The following is an 18,815-nucleotide window of genomic DNA, read 5'->3' as shown; positions in this document are numbered from 1 at the left end:
CTGGTCAACCACCGGAGGGCGTGTTACCGGCTGCGTCCGCCTATGAATGAGGAAAAGCCACGCTACAGCTTGCCCGATTGGATGCGGAAGAAGTTGAGCGACGAACAACGGTTTCTTTTCCTTTGTGTGTTGGGAGGCCTCCTATGTGGCCTTGCTGCCGTTGCCTTTCACTTCGCCATCCACCACATGTTTGAGGGGCTTTGGTCTCTCGCGAAATCCCAGAGTACGGTGGGGTTTGTGGCGATCATGCTGGGGGCTCCAACTTTGGCGGGATTGCTGGTGGGCATCGGCGTGCAGTACTTTTCCCCGAATTCGGCGGGGAGCGGCATTCCTCAAACGAAGGAGGCCTACTACAACAAGGGTGGTAAGATCTCCGGGTGGACGGGGATTTGGCGGTTTATTCTCGGATCCCTGTATGTCGGGCTTGGCAACAGTTTGGGGCGGGAGGGGCCAACGGTGCACATCAGCACGGCGATCACTTCGCGGATTGGACGATGGGCATTTCGCGATCCCACGCGGGTGCAGTCGATGGCACCGGTGGGGATGGCGGCGGGGATTGCGGCGGCATTCAATGCGCCTTTGTCGGCATTGACTTTTGTGTTCGAAGAGTTGCTCGACAACTTTTCGATGAAGGCGCTCGGCGGGATGGTGGTGGCGGTGGTGGTTGCCGCGGCAGTCTCCCGGAGCTTGTTGGGTGAGGATCCGGTGATCACGGCAAAATTGGCGGAGGACTACCACACGTCTTGGTGGATGTTGGTCGCTTTGCCGCTGGGGGTGGCGTCGGGTTTGATTGGGCACGGTTTCGTGCGCGGCATTCTGGGAATTCGCGAGTGGTTCAAGGAGCGACGGTTTTTGCCCCCGTGGATGCGGCCGGCGGTAGGCGGGTTGTCGTGCGGGATTTTGGGGATTGCAGCGTACTTTCTGACCCAGAACATGGGGAATGCCCGGAGCTCGATTTTTAGCATTGGCTACGACAGTCTGGTGGCCGCTTTCGACAACCAGCTCACGGTGGGCATTTTGCTGGTGCTGTTGGTGATGAAGTTTTTCGCGGTGGTTTTGAACTACGCGACGGGTGGCTCGGGGGGATTGTTTTCGCCGACCTTGTTTCTTGGCGGGATGCTGGGGGCATTGATCGGGGTGGGGCTGTCCGATTTGCAGCATTTCGGGCAGTGGATCCCGATGTTCCCGAGCGATGCCAAGGTGATCGGCGGCTGTGTGTTGCTGGGGATGGGGGCAATGTTTGCCGCGGTGGTGCGGTGTCCGTTCACCTCACTGATCATCATTTTTGAGATGACGGGGAACTATTCGCTGATCCTTCCGTTGATGGCGGGAAATATGTTGGCGTGGCAGATCGCGAAGAAGCTGCAGCCGGTGAGCATCTACAATGCCCTATTGCTTCAAGATGGGGTGACTCTCCGGCGGATGCCCGCCTATCGGGGTGCGCGGGACTATCGGAAGCTGCCGGTGAAGGTGATCATGAGTCATGAGCCGTTCATCATTCGAGCGGAGGAGCCGACGGTGGAAGCGACGAAGCGGATCCAGGCGGAAGCGAAGCGATTCCATGCCTATCCGGTGCTCGATGGTGAGGACCAACTGCGCGGAGTGATCACGCTCCATGAGTTGGAAGAAAATCCTGAGGTCGATCGCGTGGAAGCCCTGATGGGGGAGCAGAAACTGATCAGCGTGACGATCGATACGCCGATTCGCGATGCCGCGAATCGAATGATCGCCCGTGATATCCAGCAGGTTCCGGTGGTGAGTGCCACAGATGCGCAAAAGCTTCTCGGCTGGCTGACGCTGAATGATATCGCGCGCCAGCAGAATGCTTCGGAAGAAGTGTGAACTCCGCGCCTAGCTCATTTCGAGAAAGCGACTGCAAGCCCGGGCGAGGAGAATGACGAGGGTGACCACCGCCCAAGCGGGAAGTTTGATATCGCGTTCCCATAGGGGCTTTTTCTGCGGTTCGGGGGTGAGGTCCCAGTGCTTTCGAAGGGCCCTCGCTCTACCCTTGGTCCAAGGCAAAGAAGAAGCGACGGCTTGGACGAGCCTTTGGCGGTGTCGAGAGGCTCCGAGACGATCGGTGTTGCCGAATTTTTGAAGCGCCTGTTCCAGCTGTCTTCTCGCCTCGGATTCGTTTCCATCGGAGGCTGCAAGGATTGCTCGAGCACCGTTTCCGAGTCCGCAATAGTAGTCGGTGCAGCGGTCCTCCTCCAAGTTTTTGACAAGCTCGCGAGCCTCCTCGATTTTTCCACTGCAGGCCAGTTGGAGTGCGAGCCCGGCTCTTAAGGCTTGTGCTTGCCAGACGTCCTCCGGAAAGCGTCTTAAGCCTTCAAGGCGGACTTCTAAGGAATGATCGAATTGCTCCGTAGTGTCTCCCGGATGGGAATCATAAAGGGCTGCTAGATTCACGAAAGAGGAGGTGTCGAGATCGTCTGGACGGGATCTCCAATCGGCCATCCAAGCAACTCCAGCTTTGCAAAGCCCTGAAGATAGAAATGCCCTGCCTGTCGCGGCCCATAGCGCCGCAGGAGTGTGGAGTTCTGCTCGGTGACGTTTGGACCAAAGGAGGGTCTTTTTTTTCAGTTTGCTTCCAGTACAGTAGCGAAGAAGGGCTTGCCACGCTTCGTTCCGGGATGGAGATGCTAGGGGCTCTTTGAGCAGACGCTTGTAGCCCGTCGTTGGGAGAAGAGCAGGAGTGAGGGTTCCAATCCAGTTGGCAAGGGCTCCAGGAGCGGCAATAGGAGGAGTTCCTATCTCATTGCGAATCCAAGCCCGATAGCGATGGGTCAGTTGATGTTTAGAAAAGAGGTCTTCGACTTCGTTGAACACTTCGAAATTGGCAGTCGAATCTTGGATGAGTGAGTCTGCAAGTTGGAAGGCAGCGGGGTGGTCTCCTTGGCGAAGCTGGAGATCAATGGCGTCTTTGGTATTCCATGGGCTTGGTGAAAAATGGCGGAGGCTCGCGAGGGTAGCTGCTGCATCATCGAACTCATGTGCGTCCAATTGGAGGTGGAGAAGTTGGCGGGCGACAAATGAATAGCTAGGGTCGAGGGCATGAGCGCGTGTATAGGCGGTTCGGGCGCCGCTGAGGTTCTTCAGGTTGAGTTCGGAAATCCCTAGACAGGCGAGTGCTCGGGTGTTTTGGGGATCGATTCTTAGCCACCGTTGGGAGTGATCGCGGAGTTCTTGCCAATCGGAACGATCTTCGAAGAAAGTCGCCAGCTCATCGAGCGCCCAAGAATTGTTGGGTGATTCCTGAAGAAGGAGCTTCATTTCTTCAGCGCCTTTCAAGGGTTGGCCTGAGTGGATGAAGATCCATGCGCGACGACCGCGAAGATTGATGGGAGTCTCAGATTCTCCGTCTATGCGTGAGCAGGCGGCAAATGCGAGATCATTGTCTTTCCGTAGGAAATGGATTTGAGCGAGTTTATCCCGGAGGAGGACATTTTTGGGCTGCAAGAGTAGACCCTGTTGAACTGATGATAGCGCCGCCTCATAATCACCTAGTTCGATCCAAGTATCTGCAGCGATCGGCCACCATTTTGGGTGATGGTCCTTCTGAAGAGAGGTCGACTGAAGAAGCTCGATGACTTCTTGGCGACGTTGAAGGTTTCCAGCCCATTTACACGCCATACTCCAACCCCAACCGTAAAATGGGCACAGACGGAGTCCGGCGAGAAGCACATCGAGAGCCTGTTCGGTACGATTCAGACGGTGTAGAAGATCCGCAAGGCAGCCGTGGTTCGCACCTTCGAGCGGCTCAAGTTCCGCTGCTTTGGTGAGGACCTCAACGGCATCCTGGGTCCTTCCTAGGGTTTCGAGAATCTCAGCATGTTGTCGGGCCGCGTCATCCCAACCGGGTGAGAGTTCTATCGCGCGAGCGGTGGCTTTCACTTCTTCTGTGGGCTGACGGGCGGCTCGATAGACCTTTGCAAACTCAAGCCAAGCGCGGGGAAGCAGAGGAAAACGCTCGGTAAGTTCCAGGGCGGCGGTGCGTGCGAGGTCGTCGTCACCCATTTGGAGTGTATGATGGATGGTCGCGGCCCAAGTTTGCCAAAGATCAGGCCTTTGAGAACAAAATGTGTGGAGTTGATCGAGGAGCTCGGCAGGCTCGAGGAGTGGCCATGCAAGCTCTTGATAGGGAAGAAGAATGGAGCCGTTCGAAACTTGGCGGTCCATCTCCAAACGGAGAAAGGCGAGTTCGCGATGCTTCGCCTGCTGGTCTTCGAAAAGGGAAAGCAGGCGGTACGCGGCAAAAGTGTAGTCGACGTCCAATTGAATCGCATGGCGGTAGTTCTCAGCCGCTGCTTCTCTGGAGTTTTCTCTTTCCTGGAGCCAAGCGAGAGTTCCATAGCTTTTCGGATCCCAAGGGTGCCGGTCTACAGCATCTTGAGCATCAGCTTGGGCTCGTAGGGGTTCTCCTGCCTCGAACCAGTAGATTGCTCGTTCACGCCGTGCCCACAGATTGCCTGGATCCCCATCGAGGGCGTGATCGAGAGCTTCAAGGGGTCCGCGTTTGGTTCCTTTTAGATACTCAGCTTTGAGAGTCCAAAGCTCGAGAACCTCAGGATGATCTTTAGTGGCTTGATCGAGAAGCTTGAGGGTGGAGTCGAGCCCCTCAAGATCGGCGAGCTGGCTTGCCAACCCTCTCCATGCGTCCATTCGGCGGGGTTGCATGGCGGTTAGGCTTTTCCAACACCGAATGGACTTGGATCGGTCTCCCAAGTAGCCAGCAATTCGGGCGGTTTCTGCTAGCCACTCATGCTCAGGCGTTTTGCCTCGTGCCGCTTCCATCCATTCAAGGCCTTGGGAGCGATGAGGTTCACCCCAAGTGGCCATCATGGCACCTGATTTGAGAGCGTATCCGCCCATCTCGGGGAATATTGCAGCGCCCTCCTGTAGAACGACGGCCGCATCGTCATGTCGGTTGAGGTCGTTGAGCGCGTTCGCTAGCTGAATCCAAGTTTCGGACGACTTATTCCCAAAGCGTTGAGTGCGGGCGCGGAGGAATTCGATGGCCTCCTCCTCACGCCTGACGATTCGGCATGAGTTGAAATAATTACGAGAATAAGGATCAAAGCTCGCGTTGAGGCACGCGGAGATGCGATGAAGGACGGCGGCTTCAGCATGCCTTTGTTGTTTTGCCCGGCACCAAGCGAGGCTGGAGTAAGGCCCTGCATCCCACTTTCTTTGGCGGACCGCCTTACGTAGAAATCTCTCGGCGCGATGGAGCTGGCGTGCGTCTTCCATCAGCAACTCACCTAGTTCTGAGTTGAAGATCGGATCGCTTTGAGGTTGTCGGACGATATCCTCAAGGAAGTCGCGAAGATCCTGCCAGCGACGGAGTTTTTGAAGGGTCGATGCCTTTCGAAGAAGGGTTGGCGGGTGATCGGGAGCGAAAGCAAGTTGTCGGTCGATGGCATTCAATCCGGCACTGGCATCGTCTTTCCATGTGGCCACCCGCTCACTTCCATCGTGAACCAGTGGCGCATCGCCCCCGATCGCCCGGAGCGCTGCCATGGCAGCCTCGACGGGGAGCCGTTCGTGGCTATCGAGTACGACTAGGAGATCATGGTAAGCGTCGTAAAGCGCGCAGTCTGGGAGGATGATTCCATCGAGTAGAGCCTTTTCTTCTCGAGGAACCATGACCATCCCTCTGGGGCCATTGATCGGGTGATTCTTGATCAGTTGGTCAAGAGACATTTCTCCATAGTGGCGATCGGTGGGATCTCGGACGAGAATGAGTCCCGTTCGGTCGTCGTATCCGATGCACGCCTGGAGGTGAGCACTGGTGGCGGCCTGAGTGGACAGGGTGAACGGCACCCCTCGGTCAATGAGAGCGTGCAATGATTCGTTGGTAAGCCGGAACTCTACGGTGTGAAATCCATGCTCTTCGGCCCAGTGGCGTTCTTTGTGCCAAGGAGTCCCTTCATGGCAGATAGCCTCGGCAATGGTTAGATGATCGACGGGACGCTTCCAAAAGGCTGCGAGAGACGCGAGGGTGGCAGGCGCACACGTCATGGAATGCTGACGGATGAACGGGACGTCGAGACGGACTCGTTTGCGACGATTCAACCCGGGCTCAAGGAGCTTTCGAGCTGTTCGCAAATAGTAGGAATTTCCGTTCCTTTCGCTCCACTCAATGCAGCGGTCGGTATCACCTTCGAGGAGATAGAAGTCTGCACGACGTCCCGCGAACCATTTTCTAAGAGAGTCGTTTGCCAAAGGGGACCGCTCTTCGGCGATCCTGATGCAATCGAGGGCGCGCTGATGATCTTCGCGTTCGCTGTAGAGAAGTTGGAGACGGATGGGGAACCCCGCATTCTGAGTCGAGGAGCTCGCTCTTTCTAGGATTTGGATGGCCTCTTCATCACGGCCTAAATGAATGAGATTGTCCGTGAGTTGATAAACGGCGGCGGCATAATTTGGCTGGAGGGCAATGGCTTCTTTTGCTGCCGAATAGGCATCTTCGTAGCGGTCCTCTTTCTCTAGCACCGCAGAGTGCATCACGTGAATCCACGGCTGATGAGGCGCGAGCTCAAGGGCGAGATTGAGATCTCGGTGAGCTGGAGAGAAGTCTCGAAGGCAAGCGTATTGGTGTCCCCGCATGGCGAGAAGGTCGGCTTGAACGGTGGGGGAAATGACTCTGGGAGCCTCGAGATGATTGGAAATCTCTTCAATCTTTTGAGGAATGGAGAGCCAAGCGGAGCGGAGGTTCAGGGAATGGAAGAACCACTTAGGATTCTGACGATCGGCACGCCAATTGAGTCCATCAAGGACGAAACCGAGCCGGGAATCCCCTAAGGATCTGGCGAGCCGCGCAGCGACTCGGCGTGCGTCGCCGTGTGGCCAATCTGTTAGCAAAATTCCGGTGGCTTGAGCCTGGTCCCAAGCATCGAGCATGTGGCCTTTGAGGATTTTGAGATGGATCTCGGAGAGGGGGAAATCGGCATTTTGCATGAAGTTTCATCCATGATTGGGGGAGCTGGAGGGAAGGCCAGAGGAAAGAGTCGAGGATGATGAGGTGCGAGATCGGAATGTGTGGCGTCGGACGGGTTTCCGTTTGAAGATGGCGCCGATGCCCATGGATGCTTTTCAGCTTTGGCTTACCTTCGGGGTGCTTGCCGCCGTGTTCCTTTGCTTCATGAAGGAATGGCTGCCGACTGAGCTGACGGCCTTGTGTGGCATGGGGGTGCTGGTGGTGGCTGGAGTTCTCGGAGAAAAGGAGGTCTCGGAGGTGTTTTCCAATTCCGCTCCGTTGACGATCGGAGCGATGTTTGTGCTGAGCAGCTCGCTGACCCGAACGGGAGCCATTGATTGGATCGCGGTGAAGTTTTCAAGCTGGGCGGGGACGTCGATGCCACGGGTGCTGACGGTGCTGGCATTGATCGTGATGCCGCTTTCGGCGTTCCTGAATAACACGCCCGTGGTGGTGGTGTTTTTGCCGGTTTTGATGGCGTTTTGCCGCCAGGCGGGGATGAAGGCCAGTAAGTTGCTGATCCCATTGTCGTTTCTGAGCATCCTCGGGGGCACTGGAACTTTGATTGGGACGTCGACCAATTTGCTCGTAGCCGGGGTGGCCAAGTCTCAAGGGCAGCAGCCTTTCGGGATTTTTGAGATTTCGGGTTTGGGCGCGATCTATGCTTTGGTGGGTTTTGGGTATTTGTTTCTGGTGGGGGTTCGCCTGCTGCCGGCGCGGGATACGGTCAGCAGCCTGATCGATGCGGAAGATACCCGGAAGTTCTGTTCGGCGGTGGTGGTGGATGATGATTCGCCATTGGCGGGCGAGCGCTTGGTGGGGAACCCCTTGTTTTCGGATCGCAAACGGACCTTGGTGTATGAGGTGGCGAGGCACGGTCGGCGGGTCGAGGACATCCCCCTCGATGCGTTGGTTCTGCAGGAACGTGATACCCTATGGTTCCGGGCGACGGCGAAGCAGTTGGCGGAAATCCAGGCGACCAAGGGTCTGACGATGCTGCATGAAACGGTGGGCTCGGCGAACGATGAGGAGCCTCAAGGGACGCAGGTGAAGACGGTGGAGGCCATCATCGGGCCACGTAGTTCGTTGCTGGGGCGATCGATTCGCGATTCCGGGATTCGGAGAAGATATGGGGTGGTGGTGGCCGCGGTGCATCGCCGGGGAGTGAATGTGCGGGCGGGTTATCAGGACCTGCGCCTGGCGTTTGGAGATACGCTTTTGCTGGAAGGGCCAGTTCATAACTTGATCCGCCTGAAGCAGGAGGAGGATTTTCTGAGCCTCAATGAGTCGAGCATTTCACTGCCACGGAAGAGCAAGGTGTTTCTTGCGTCGGGGATCATGCTGGGAGTGATCCTGACGGCCGCCTTTGGGCTCTTGCCGATTTCCAGCGCCGCGTTGGTGGGGGCGGTGCTGTCGATCGTCACGCGGTGCGTCGATTTGCGAGAAGCTTACGAACGGATCGAATGGAATATCCTGTTCCTGATCTATGGAATGTTGGGGATTGGCAAGGCGATGGAGATCACGGGGGGGGCGGAGTGGATTTCTCAAGGGGTCGTGGGCGCGATGAAGGATTTCGGCCCGGTGGCGATTCTCGCGGGAATCTATATTTTGGCGTCATTGTTGACGGAAGTGGTGACCAACAATGCGGTGGCGATCTTGTTGACTCCGGTAGTGATCTCGATTGCGGATTCGCTTGGAGTCGATGCGCGACCGTTCATCGTGGCGATCATGTTTGGCGCAAGCGCGAGTTTTCTGACGCCCATCGGTTATCAAACGAACACCTATGTTTATGGGGCCGGGGGATATCGATTTGGTGACTTTGTAAAGATCGGGCTCCCTCTGAATCTTTTGCTATGGGGAGTCGCGGTGTGGTTGATCCCGAGGTTCTGGCCTTTCTGAGGAAAGGGGAGAGGCATTCGCATTGAAGAAGCAAAAAGGCACCCGGACGAGCCGGGTGCCGATTTTCTCAGGAGATGGAAGGGTGGCCTTAGACGTGGCGGGAATCCTCGATGGCCTTTTCGACCGCTTCTCGGGTCTCGCCAGTGCGCTTTTGGATGCGGCCGACGAGTTCTTCTTCGAGTCCTTCCACGTAGTCGAGGTCGTCATCGGTGAGTTGGCCCCATTTTTGTTTGAGGCGACCTTTGACGATGTTCCAGTTACCTTTGACTTCGAGTTGGTTCATGGCTTTTCAGAGTTGAGTTAAGGAACGATTCGGACGGATTCCGAAGCTTCCCTCATCTCTTTCGCACTCGACGTGCCGCCCTCGAATTTTGGGTGATATGTATTGAAAATGAGGGGTTTGAGTCGCATGGGTCGGCCTGATTCGGCATCGACCGCGGCGATCCACCGCGCGGATCGCACGCCAAATGTGCGCGATCTCGTGCAGGCTGCGGATTTCAGTGGTCCTCGACTCGAAGGGTTGTGCTGAGCACATGGCTGCCTCCTGGAGCCAGAATGATTGCGCGATCGTTGGAAATGGCGGCCTCGATGCAGACAAAATCCCGATAGGCTTCGTCGGGAAGGTCGGAGAGGTTTTTTGCCTTATCCACCCAAGGATTCCAAACGACGGTGGAGGGGCTGCCTTCTTTTTCGACGACGATGACGCGCTCGTATCCGGAATCGACGAGCAGGGCACTGCTGTCATTTTCGTAGATGCGGTCGACCTCGCGATCGAAGTAGACGAGACCGCTTTGGACGCGCTCGGTGCGGTCTCCGACGGTGTCGAGGTACTGGTCGCCACTCAGACCATCGACCTGGACTTGTGCGATGGAAGAGATGGCGAGGTAGGTATGGAGCGCGCCGGAAAGGGGTAGCGGCTCGTCCCCGAGGTTGGTGGTTTCCAGGGCAATCTCGAGCCATTCTCCGAAGTAGACGTCGAGATAGGCGGCAAGGTCGCCGGATCGGAAGCGTAAGCTGATGGTGACGCCGGATTCATCCTCTTCTGCGGCTTCGAGCTCCCAGAAGTGGGTACGAGCGAAGCCGTGGGACGGCAGACTGGAATCGCTGGGGTGGGCGTTGAACCAAGGCCAGCAGATCGGGATACCGCCGCGGATGGCCTTGCCGGGCTGAAGCAGGGCGTCGGGACTCAGGTAGAGCACGGGAGCATCGGCGGAAACTGGCTGCCATTCCATGACGTGGGCGCCATGGAGCGCCAAGCGGCCGAAGCATTGCGGATGGCGGATCTCAAGGATCGGGTATCCGGGGGTCGCTTCGACCAGAACGACGGTGGGGGGCAGCTTGGGTGTGGGCTCCATTGCAGCGGAGACTGAGGTCTCTTCCGCTCGGGCACAAATCGGGAGCGTGTGATTTCGATGCCTATTGTGTCATGCAGAGACGCCGGCTTTGGCTTCCATGCGAAGAATCTTCATCGTATATCCACGAGCATCATGCGCACAACGGTGAGATATGCAGGGATGATGGCGGGGATTTTGGGGGCTTGGATGGGCTCGGTTCGAGCCGCGGAGGGAGCAACAAAGATGATTTTAGTTCTTGATGCCTCGGGGAGCATGTGGGGCCGAATCGAGGGCAGATCAAAGATTGAAATCGCTCGTGAAGCGGTGGCGAAGTTGGTCGATCAGCTTCCGGATGAGACGGAGTTGGGCCTCGTGGCTTACGGTCACCGAGAGAAGGGGAAATGCGATGACATTGAGCTGCTGGTGGAGCCGACTTTGCTGGATCGGGAGGCCTTCAAGGAGACCGTCCGTGCTGTGCAGCCGAAGGGGATGACGCCACTCACTGCAGCGGTGGTTTTCGCCGCCGAAGCGTTGCGGTCGACGGAGGGAAAGGCGACGGTGATTTTGGTGACAGATGGTGAAGAGACCTGTGATCAGGATCCCTGCGAGGCGGCTCAGATTCTGGAGGAAACGGGAGTGGATTTTACGGCGCACGTGGTCGCCTTCGACTTGGATGACCGAGCGGCGAAGTCGGTGGAATGTCTCGCGAAGTCAACAGGCGGGATGTTCCTCAAAGCGGGCAATGCCACCACTTTGGCGGATGCCTTGGAGATGCTGACGGAACCTGCACGGGAACTCTCCCCGATGGAGGAACCGGGCGAAGCGAGCGTGGTAGGGCCGGAAACAGTGATCGCTGGATCGGAGCTGGAAGTTCGCTGGACGGGCCCCGATGAACCCGGAGATTACCTGACGTTGGTGCCCAAGGACCTCGAAGATGGGGCCTACCGAAATTACGAGTATACCCGCGGGGGGAGCCCTCTGACATTGCTTTCCATTGTGGATGAAGGTCCTGCGGAATTGCGCTACGTCCATGCTCGGACAGGCAAGGTGCTTGCGAGGGCCGCAGTCGAAGTGGTCGCGTCGGAGATCTCTCTCAAAGCCGTGCCGTCCGTGGTGGCAGGAGCCTCGGTGGAGATCACGTGGAGTGGGCCCGATCACCCGGGTGATTACCTTACCATTGTGGCGGCTGATGCGGAGGACGGTAGCGAGGGGCACTATCAATACACCTCGCAGGGCAGTCCGGCGAAGGTGGTAGCTCCTCTCAATGAAGGCGATGCAGAGATCCGGTATCAAACCGAGAATGGCCATAAAGTGCTGGCGCGCATCCCCCTGAAGGTCACCAAGGCGGAAGTCACTTTGCAGGCGGTGGACCAGGCGGTCGCCGGTTCGGCGGTGGAGATCCACTGGACGGGGCCGAACCACGCGGGCGACTACGTGACCATTGTTCCCAAGGGCACCGAAGAGGGAGCGTATGGAAAATACGCTTACACGGAGCTGGGCAATCCATTGAAGGTCCCCGCCCCGATGGAGGCAGGCGAGGCCGAGATTCGCTATCAGACGGAAGAAGGGGGGAAAGTGCTGGCGCGCATTCCGCTCCGAGTCGAGGCAGCGAAGGTTACCTTAAGCGCTCCCGCGACGGTGACTGCCGGAACGGAGGTGTCGATTGAGTGGACAGGTCCTGACAATGAAGGGGACTACCTGACACTGGTTCCGAAAAACCTCGAAGATGGAGCATACGCCGAATACGCCTACACCAAAGATGGCAAGACGCTGACGCTGCGTGCCCCCGCGGAAGCTGGCGAAGGTGAGATCCGCTATCAGTCAGAGCAGGGAGGGGGCGTGATTGCACGCATCCCCATCCAGATCGTTCCGGCAGAGTGAACGTTTCCTATGGGCAGCGGGAGAAGATGCGAATTTCTCGACCGCTATCCCGGCTCGAAACCTGCTAGAAAAATACCGTCATGTGGCGTGGTCTTTTGCCGTTGGAAACCTCATTGGAAAAGCTTCCAGAAGTGGAGCTGGATACTCGTGAAGTGATCGCCCTAGCGGGTGATTTGCTGGTCGCTTCGAACCGACAACTTCTTCCAGTGGAGAAGCGCCGGGCCGCGCAAATGGCGCGCCTGATGGAGGACGAGCCAGGCCGTGTGTTCACCTTTGCGATGACCGATCAGGTTCTGCGGCCTCCGACGGCGCGGCGCCAGGCGAAACGATTCCGGGATCTGCTCGCCACCTACGGGACTCCTCAGTTTTTGCCGTTGCACCAGAAGGCGATGTTGCAGGCAGGCGCGGCGGCATCGGCAGTGCTACCCGGCATGGTGATGCCACGGGTGACGCAACACCTACGGGAGGAAAGCCGGCACGTCATTCTCAGCGATGAGGCCACGAGCCTGACGGAACACATTCAGCGTCGGAAAGGGGAAGGATTTGAGCTCATTCTCAATCAGTTGGGTGAGGCGGTTTTGGGGGAGACCGAGGCGACCCATCGCTTGCAGGCCAATCTCGCCCGGCTTGCGGATCCTGGGTGCGAAGCCATCTCGGTGAAGCTTTCTGCCTTTTTCAGCCAGATTCACCCGGTCGCCGACCGCGAAACGGCCGATATTTTGAAGGATCGATTGCGCCAGCTTTATCGGGCAGCTCGGCAGAATCCGAAGAGTGATGGCGGCGCGAAGTTCGTGAACCTCGACATGGAGGAATACCGGGACCTGCGCCTCACTTGTGCGGTGTTCGTGGAGGTTCTGGATGAAGAGGAATTCCATCATCTGGAGGCGGGGATTGTGCTGCAGGCGTATCTTCCAGACTCATGGCCGGTCCAAAAGGCGTTGCAGGTTTGGGCTCGGCGTCGGGTGGAGGCAGGAGGGGCACCGATTCGGGTGCGTTTGGTGAAAGGCGCGAATTTGGCGATGGAGCGGGTTGATGCCGAATGGCACGGTTGGCCTTTGGCGCCGTATGGGATCAAGCACGAGAGTGACGCCAATTTCCGCCGGATGCTTCAGCAAGCGTGCTCACCGGAAAACACCGGGATGAAGGTGGCGGTGGCCAGCCACAATCTTTTCGATATCGCCTACGGCTTGCTGCTGCGGGAAAAGCGGGGCGTGAGAGATCGGGTGAGCTTCGAAATGCTCGAAGGCATGGCCGATCATCAGGCTCGCGGCGTGAAGCAACAGACGGGCTCCGTCCGGCTCTATGCGCCGGTAGTCTCGGATGCGGATTTTCCAGCAGCGATCGCCTATCTGATTCGCCGCCTCGACGAGAACACTTCTCCGGAAAACTTCTTGCATGACCTGTTCGGCATGAAGCCGGGGGATGCCGCGTGGAGCCGTCAGGTTCAGACCTTCCTCGATGGCTGCCATGCCGTGCCGACGACGGCCTGGGTGCCGTTTCGCAAGCAGGAGAGGAGTCGGCAGATCGCGACGGCGAGTCGGCTCAGCGATGCGTTTGAGAATGCCGCCGACACGGACTTTTCGGTCGATACCAATGTGGATTGGATTCGCGGACCGGTTGATGCGGTTCGCGAGGCCGAAGCGGTCAAGGTTCCGTTGCAGGTAAGCGGCATCTTCCGTGATGGCACAAGTCGGGGTGAGAGCAATGACCCATCCCGCCCGGAGAAGGTGGTTTGCGATTTCGCACAGGCGAGTTGGGAAGAAGCCATGGAGGCCATCGAGACGGCCCAGGGTGCTCGGGACCAATGGAATGCACGCACGCTTGAGCAGCGAGCAGAGATCTTGTTGGAAGTCGCCGCGAAATTGGAGCGGCAGCGAGCAAGCGCGATTGTCGCGATGGTCCGGGAGGCGGGAAAGGCCGTCTTGGAGGCGGATTCCGAGGTCAGTGAAGCGGTGGACTTTGCCAACTACTATGCCCGCAGTCTGATGGCAGGGGGCTGGTTTGATGGCACTCGGTTTGAGCCATGTGGACCGGTGGTGATCGCTCCCCCCTGGAACTTCCCTTTCGCCATTCCTTGCGGAGGCGTCCTGGCGGCCTTGGCGGCGGGCACTTCGGTGATCCTGAAGCCTGCCCCGCAGGCCGTGTTGTGTGCCTGGACGATGGTCGAAGCGTTGTGGAATGCCGGAGTCCCTCGGGAGGTGCTGCAGTTCCTTCCCTGTGCAGATGGACCGGTGGCCCGGGATCTGATCACCGACCCCCGCATCGGTGCGGTGATTCTGACCGGGGGGTATGACACTGCCGTACGGTTTCTCGATTGGAAGCCTGAGTTGCCCCTGCTGGCGGAAACGTCCGGTGTCAATGCGATGATCATCAGTGCTGCTGCCGATCCGGACCTGGCGGTGAAAGACCTCGTATATAGTGCCTTTCGTCATGGTGGGCAGAAGTGTTCGGCGGCGTCGCTGGCGATTCTTGAGGCAGAACTCTACGATGATCCGAGCTTTATGGCGAAGCTGCGGGACGCGGCGTCCTCGCTGACGGTGGGAGGATCATGGAATTATGCGTCGGTGGTGACGCCATTGATCCGGCCCCCGGAAGAAGCATTGAAGCGTGGGCTGACTGAGCTGGATCAGGGTGAATCCTGGTTGCTGGAACCCAAGCCGGTGGATGGGAATCCGCAACTTTGGTCACCGGGAATCCGTCTCGGCGTGAAGCCCGATGGCTGGTTCCGAGCCTGTGAATGTTTCGGTCCGACTCTCGGGTTGATTCGAGCGAAAGACATTGCCCACGCCATCCAGATTCAGAATCAATCCGACTTTGGATTGACGGGAGGGATTCATTCATTGGATGCCGATGAGATCGCTCAATGGGAGGCGGCGGTAGAAGTGGGAAATGCCTACATCAACCGGCCCATCACAGGAGCTATTGTGAATCGGCAGCCCTTTGGGGGATGGAAGAAGTCGTGCTTTGGTCCGGGAGCAAAGGCAGGAGGCCCCAATTATGTGGCCCAGTTCGGAAAATGGGAAGATGCGGACGAACCGCAGTTCCGGGCGCCTGTTTCCGCGGTGGTGGCGGAGTTTTTGGAGCTGGATTCGACGGGCGAGTTTCGTGTTGCGGCGGAGAGCGATGCTTGGTGGTGGCAACGGGAGTTTTCAGTCGATCACGATCCATCAGCTCTTGCTTGCGAGAGCAATGTGTTTCGCTACCGGGTTCTTGGCCGAGTGCTACTGCGCTCGTCCGAGGAGCGGGACTTGCGTCGCATGGTGGCGGCTGCATTGGCGACGGGGCGTCGGGCAGATGCCATGGATCTTTCGCTCGACCCTTCCCAGCCGGTATTTGACTGGATGAGAGGCTTTCAGGTCATCCGAGAGTCGGACAAGCAGCTGGTCGAACGTCTGGCTCCACGCCTCTATGGCGCGATGCGAGTGGTCGATGCTCCGGGCACAGTGCGGGCGGAGGCGGCAAAGTGCGGACTGCGGATCTCGACTGCCACCCCGGTGAACAATGGTCGGATCGAGCTGCTACGCTATGTCCAGGAGCAGTCGGTGACGCGGACATTGCACCGTCACGGATCACCGCTTCCTGAACTTAGCGGAACTCCAGCGGCGAACTGATCGGTGGCAGGCCCTGCCCCGTGGCACGGACGGTGACAGGGCCGTGCCCGTCCGGGTCACGGCGCACGATGAGCACTGCCTTGCCATAGAAAAGGGGATGACTCGCATCTTGAAAGGGATCGAGCCCCATGGGATCGCCATTGCCGACCCCGGCGAGAGTGGCGGGTCCATCGACGGTGAAAGTGACCCTACGCATGTCTTGAGGACAGAGGTTGCCATCGGCGTCGATGGCTTCGACCAGAATGTAGCGAAGCTCGTCGCCATGGACAGGTTCGGGAGTCAGTCGGAGTGCGGCCGGAGCACCGGCGGTGCGGATCACTTCGCGGCCGATTTCCATGCCGTCCTTGTAGGCGACGACTCCGAGTGCACCGGGTTCGTAGCGGACGTTCTCCCAACGCAGGCGGTAGCGGTCCATCACCTGATAGTAGGGGTCCTGCAACAATTCCGCTTCTTTCGGGATCTCGGTTTCCACGCGAATCTCGGCGATGCTCGCCCATGAACGATCGGGAACGTGGGTGATGTTGACGCGCAGGAAGCGGGCTTTGGCGTCGGGGTAGAGAACCGCACGATGGCCGGAATTCTGAGCGCGATTCGAACGGGCGATGGGCTTCCAACTTTCTCCATTCTCGGAGCCCAGAAGCTCGTATTCATAGCCGGCGGCAGCTTTCTCCCAAGTGATCGCGACGTAGGGAATGGAAGTGGATTGCTTCAGGTCGACTTGAAGCCATTGCGGCAAGGTCGCGTCTTCTGCGCACCAACGGCTTTGGGTATCACCGTCGAAGGCTTTGTCGGCCCGGTTCTCCTTCTGAACATTGCCCTCGGCATCCTGAAAGAACTCCTCAGAAGAGGCGCTTGCGGGCTTGTGGGTAGAGAGGCTGGTCGCGGTGGATGAACTTTTCTTCCGCCGACCGAGGCTTTTGCCATTGAGGAAAAGCTCGGCCTCGTCGCCGTTGGTATAGACGTAGACGGGGACCTCCTGGCCCACCCGATCTGGCCATGTCCAATGCGGTAAGAGGTGAACGGTGGGTTCGGAAGGATTCCAGTGACTGCGGTAGAGATAGTAGCGGTCTTTGGGGATTCCCACGAGATCCACGATGCCGAAGTAGCTGCTCCGAGCTTCCTGGGTATGGGGAGTAGGTTCGCCAAGGTAGTCGAAGCCGGTCCAAACAAATTCACCGGCAACGTAGCGGTCTCGCTCCATCCTCATGAATTCGACGTCGGGAATGTCCGACCAGGTCGCGGAGGTGAGATCGTAGGAGGATTCCTGATGATCCTTGTCAAAGTCATTGCGGTTTTTCGGATGAGGAAAGGCATAGTAGCCTCGGGTGCTGAAAGCGGACGCTGATTCCGTGTAAATGAGCGGTTGGTGGGGATATTTTCTGCGGGCAGCGAGATACTTCTGGCCGTAGTTCCAGCCCGTTGTGTCGAGCGCATCGAGGGAGCCGTTGTCCACTCCGCCAGTGCGGTGGCAGGCCATATTGGTGAGGCGGGTGGGATCGTATTGGTGAAACCAATCGACGAGTTGGGTGGTGAGTCGCTTGGCCTGGGGGGTGCGATCGGCAAGCAGATCGCTGACCTCGTTGCCGATGGACCAAAGAATGATCGAGGGGTGATTGCGGTCCCGTCGGATGAAGTGACGGATTTCACGCTCGGCGTGGTTCTCGACGTAATTTCTTGTCGAGATGGGGGCACTGGCCGTCGGACCATACTTGTCAAACAGCTCGTCGATGACCAGCAGTCCCATTTGGTCACAGAGTTCGAGCATTTCGGGAGAGGGGGCATTGTGGCTGGTGCGGATCGCATTGACCCCCATCTCTTTCATGAGGGTGAGCTTGCGGACCAGAGATTCCCTAAACAGGGCTGCACCAAGAGGGCCGTTGTCGTGATGGAGGCAGACTCCTTGGAGTTGCACGCGACGATCATTGAGGTGGAATCCGTCGTCCGCCGTCCACTCGATCGTGCGGATGCCAAAGGGCTGTTCGACGGTGTCCACCGCTAGACCCTCGCGATGGATTTCGGTGACGGCGGTGTAGAGGTGAGGATGATCAACATCCCAACGCAGAGGCTGGGGGACGGTGAGCGAGAGATGATGGATGACGAAGGTTCCAGTGGGGATTTCCAAGGGGCTTTGTTGCTCGGCCACCGTGTCCCCATTGGGTCCGACAAGACGGGTGTGCAGGCTCGCGATCTGAGATCGATCGGTCTCGTTCGTGACTTCGATCGCGAGATCCACGGTGGCGTGATCTTCGGTGATCTTCGGAGTGGTGATAGAAATGCCCCAGATGGGGATGTGCACGGGGTCGACGAGAATGAGGCGAACCTTGCGGTAGATCCCAGCTCCCGGGTACCAGCGGGAATGATGTTTTTCGGTACTGGCGCGAACTACTAAGTCATTGTTTCCAGGTTTGACGTGGTCGGTGATGTCGAGATGGAAGGAATTGTAACCATACTCCCAACCGCCAACCGACTCACCGTTCACATAAACTTCAGGATTGGCCATGACTCCGTCGAAGAGGAGAATCGCACGACGTCCCGCGGCGAGGTCTTCTGCAGAGATTTCGAGTGATTTGCGGTACCAACCAACCCCTTTCCATGGGAGTTTTCCCTGTTCTCCTGAGACTCTTGGATCGAAGGGGCCGGCGATGGCCCAATCGTGCGGAAGGTTCACTGTTTTCCAATCGAGGTCAGGCGCTTTCACGGCCTCGATGTTCGCCAGGGATCCAAGATGGAACTGCCAATGGTCGTTGATGAGTTTCACCTCACGGGCATGGGCACTGAGGAGAGGGAGTGCGAGCAGGAGAGCAAGTGGAGAGCGCATGGAAAGAATCGAAGGATTTTACGGGAACTCATGCCTTGGTTCTTATTACTCCAATCGGGTGGGATTGGGGACGGCCGTAGAAACAAAAGGGGAGCGCTCGTTGCTGACCATGGGATGGATGTCGCAACTCACGTGAATGGCTGGTTTTTCGGGGAATTTCTCGATTTCAATGGGTTACGACAGTCTTCCTGGTTGACTGGATTTTTGATTCGGGGTAAGCGTCTGATAACCAGACAAATCCATGCTTCCCGCGAATCTCCCCCCTACGTTCGCGAGAGGATCCCGCTCTTCTT

The 18,815-nt window shown here is 57.9% G+C and carries 8 protein-coding genes; 4 read left to right on the top strand and 4 right to left on the bottom strand.

The features are described from left to right. The first annotated feature begins 42 nt into the window (after positions 1 to 42). Entirely contained in the window at positions 43 to 1,842 is a 1,800-nt protein-coding gene (locus HNR46_RS19275; RefSeq protein WP_184022087.1) for a chloride channel protein, read from the top strand. Between the two features lie 9 nt (positions 1,843 to 1,851). On the opposite strand, the gene HNR46_RS19270 is transcribed toward HNR46_RS19275, so the two are convergent. Further along, the gene (locus HNR46_RS19270) at positions 1,852 to 6,960 is read right to left on the bottom strand and encodes a tetratricopeptide repeat protein (RefSeq protein WP_184022085.1); all 5,109 of its coding nucleotides are present in this window, start codon (positions 6,958 to 6,960) and stop codon (positions 1,852 to 1,854) included. Positions 6,961 to 7,078: 118 nt separating this feature from the next. Here HNR46_RS19270 and HNR46_RS19265 point away from each other — a divergent pair, with 118 nt between their 5' ends. After that, the gene (locus tag HNR46_RS19265; RefSeq protein ID WP_184022084.1) at positions 7,079 to 8,878 is read left to right on the top strand and encodes an SLC13 family permease; all 1,800 of its coding nucleotides are present in this window, start codon (positions 7,079 to 7,081) and stop codon (positions 8,876 to 8,878) included. An 88-nt stretch (positions 8,879 to 8,966) separates the two neighbouring features. On the opposite strand, the gene HNR46_RS19260 is transcribed toward HNR46_RS19265, so the two are convergent. Both HNR46_RS19260 and HNR46_RS19255 read right to left on the bottom strand, forming a co-directional pair. Further along, on the bottom strand, positions 8,967 to 9,161 hold the full coding sequence (locus HNR46_RS19260; protein WP_184022081.1) for a CsbD family protein: 195 nt from the start codon (positions 9,159 to 9,161) through the stop codon (positions 8,967 to 8,969). Positions 9,162 to 9,375: 214 nt separating this feature from the next. After that, positions 9,376 to 10,233: a D-hexose-6-phosphate mutarotase gene (locus HNR46_RS19255; protein WP_184022078.1), complete on the bottom strand. Its 858-nt coding sequence runs from the start codon at positions 10,231 to 10,233 to the stop codon at positions 9,376 to 9,378. Between the two features lie 132 nt (positions 10,234 to 10,365). Here HNR46_RS19255 and HNR46_RS19250 point away from each other — a divergent pair, with 132 nt between their 5' ends. Next, positions 10,366 to 12,093 (top strand): vWA domain-containing protein, encoded by a 1,728-nt coding sequence (locus tag HNR46_RS19250; protein WP_184022075.1) that lies wholly within the window; start codon positions 10,366 to 10,368, stop codon positions 12,091 to 12,093. Between the two features lie 80 nt (positions 12,094 to 12,173). Further along, positions 12,174 to 15,704, top strand: coding sequence for a proline dehydrogenase family protein (locus tag HNR46_RS19245; RefSeq protein WP_184022072.1), 3,531 nt, complete (start codon positions 12,174 to 12,176; stop codon positions 15,702 to 15,704). On the opposite strand, the gene HNR46_RS19240 is transcribed toward HNR46_RS19245, so the two are convergent. Then, positions 15,679 to 18,522, bottom strand: coding sequence for a glycoside hydrolase family 2 TIM barrel-domain containing protein (locus HNR46_RS19240; protein ID WP_184022069.1), 2,844 nt, complete (start codon positions 18,520 to 18,522; stop codon positions 15,679 to 15,681). The genes HNR46_RS19245 and HNR46_RS19240 overlap by 26 nt on opposite strands. Between the last annotated feature and the right edge of the window lie 293 nt (positions 18,523 to 18,815).

The organism is Haloferula luteola (assembly GCF_014201715.1).
In the GTDB taxonomy this organism is placed as follows: domain Bacteria; phylum Verrucomicrobiota; class Verrucomicrobiia; order Verrucomicrobiales; family Akkermansiaceae; genus Haloferula; species Haloferula luteola.
The sequence above is the reverse complement of the archived record's forward strand: the minus strand, read 5'-3'. Positions and strand labels throughout refer to the sequence as shown.

Bases quoted from the DNA above. Each gene is read 5' to 3' on its own strand.
- HNR46_RS19275 (WP_184022087.1), top strand. From the start codon at position 43: ATGAATGAGGAAAAGCCACGCTACAGCTTGCCCGATTGGATGCGGAAG.
- HNR46_RS19270 (WP_184022085.1), bottom strand. From the start codon at position 6,960: ATGCAAAATGCCGATTTCCCCCTCTCCGAGATCCATCTCAAAATCCTC.
- HNR46_RS19265 (WP_184022084.1), top strand. From the start codon at position 7,079: ATGCCCATGGATGCTTTTCAGCTTTGGCTTACCTTCGGGGTGCTTGCC.
- HNR46_RS19260 (WP_184022081.1), bottom strand. From the start codon at position 9,161: ATGAACCAACTCGAAGTCAAAGGTAACTGGAACATCGTCAAAGGTCGC.
- HNR46_RS19255 (WP_184022078.1), bottom strand. From the start codon at position 10,233: ATGGAGCCCACACCCAAGCTGCCCCCCACCGTCGTTCTGGTCGAAGCG.
- HNR46_RS19250 (WP_184022075.1), top strand. From the start codon at position 10,366: ATGCGCACAACGGTGAGATATGCAGGGATGATGGCGGGGATTTTGGGG.
- HNR46_RS19245 (WP_184022072.1), top strand. From the start codon at position 12,174: ATGTGGCGTGGTCTTTTGCCGTTGGAAACCTCATTGGAAAAGCTTCCA.
- HNR46_RS19240 (WP_184022069.1), bottom strand. From the start codon at position 18,522: ATGCGCTCTCCACTTGCTCTCCTGCTCGCACTCCCTCTCCTCAGTGCC.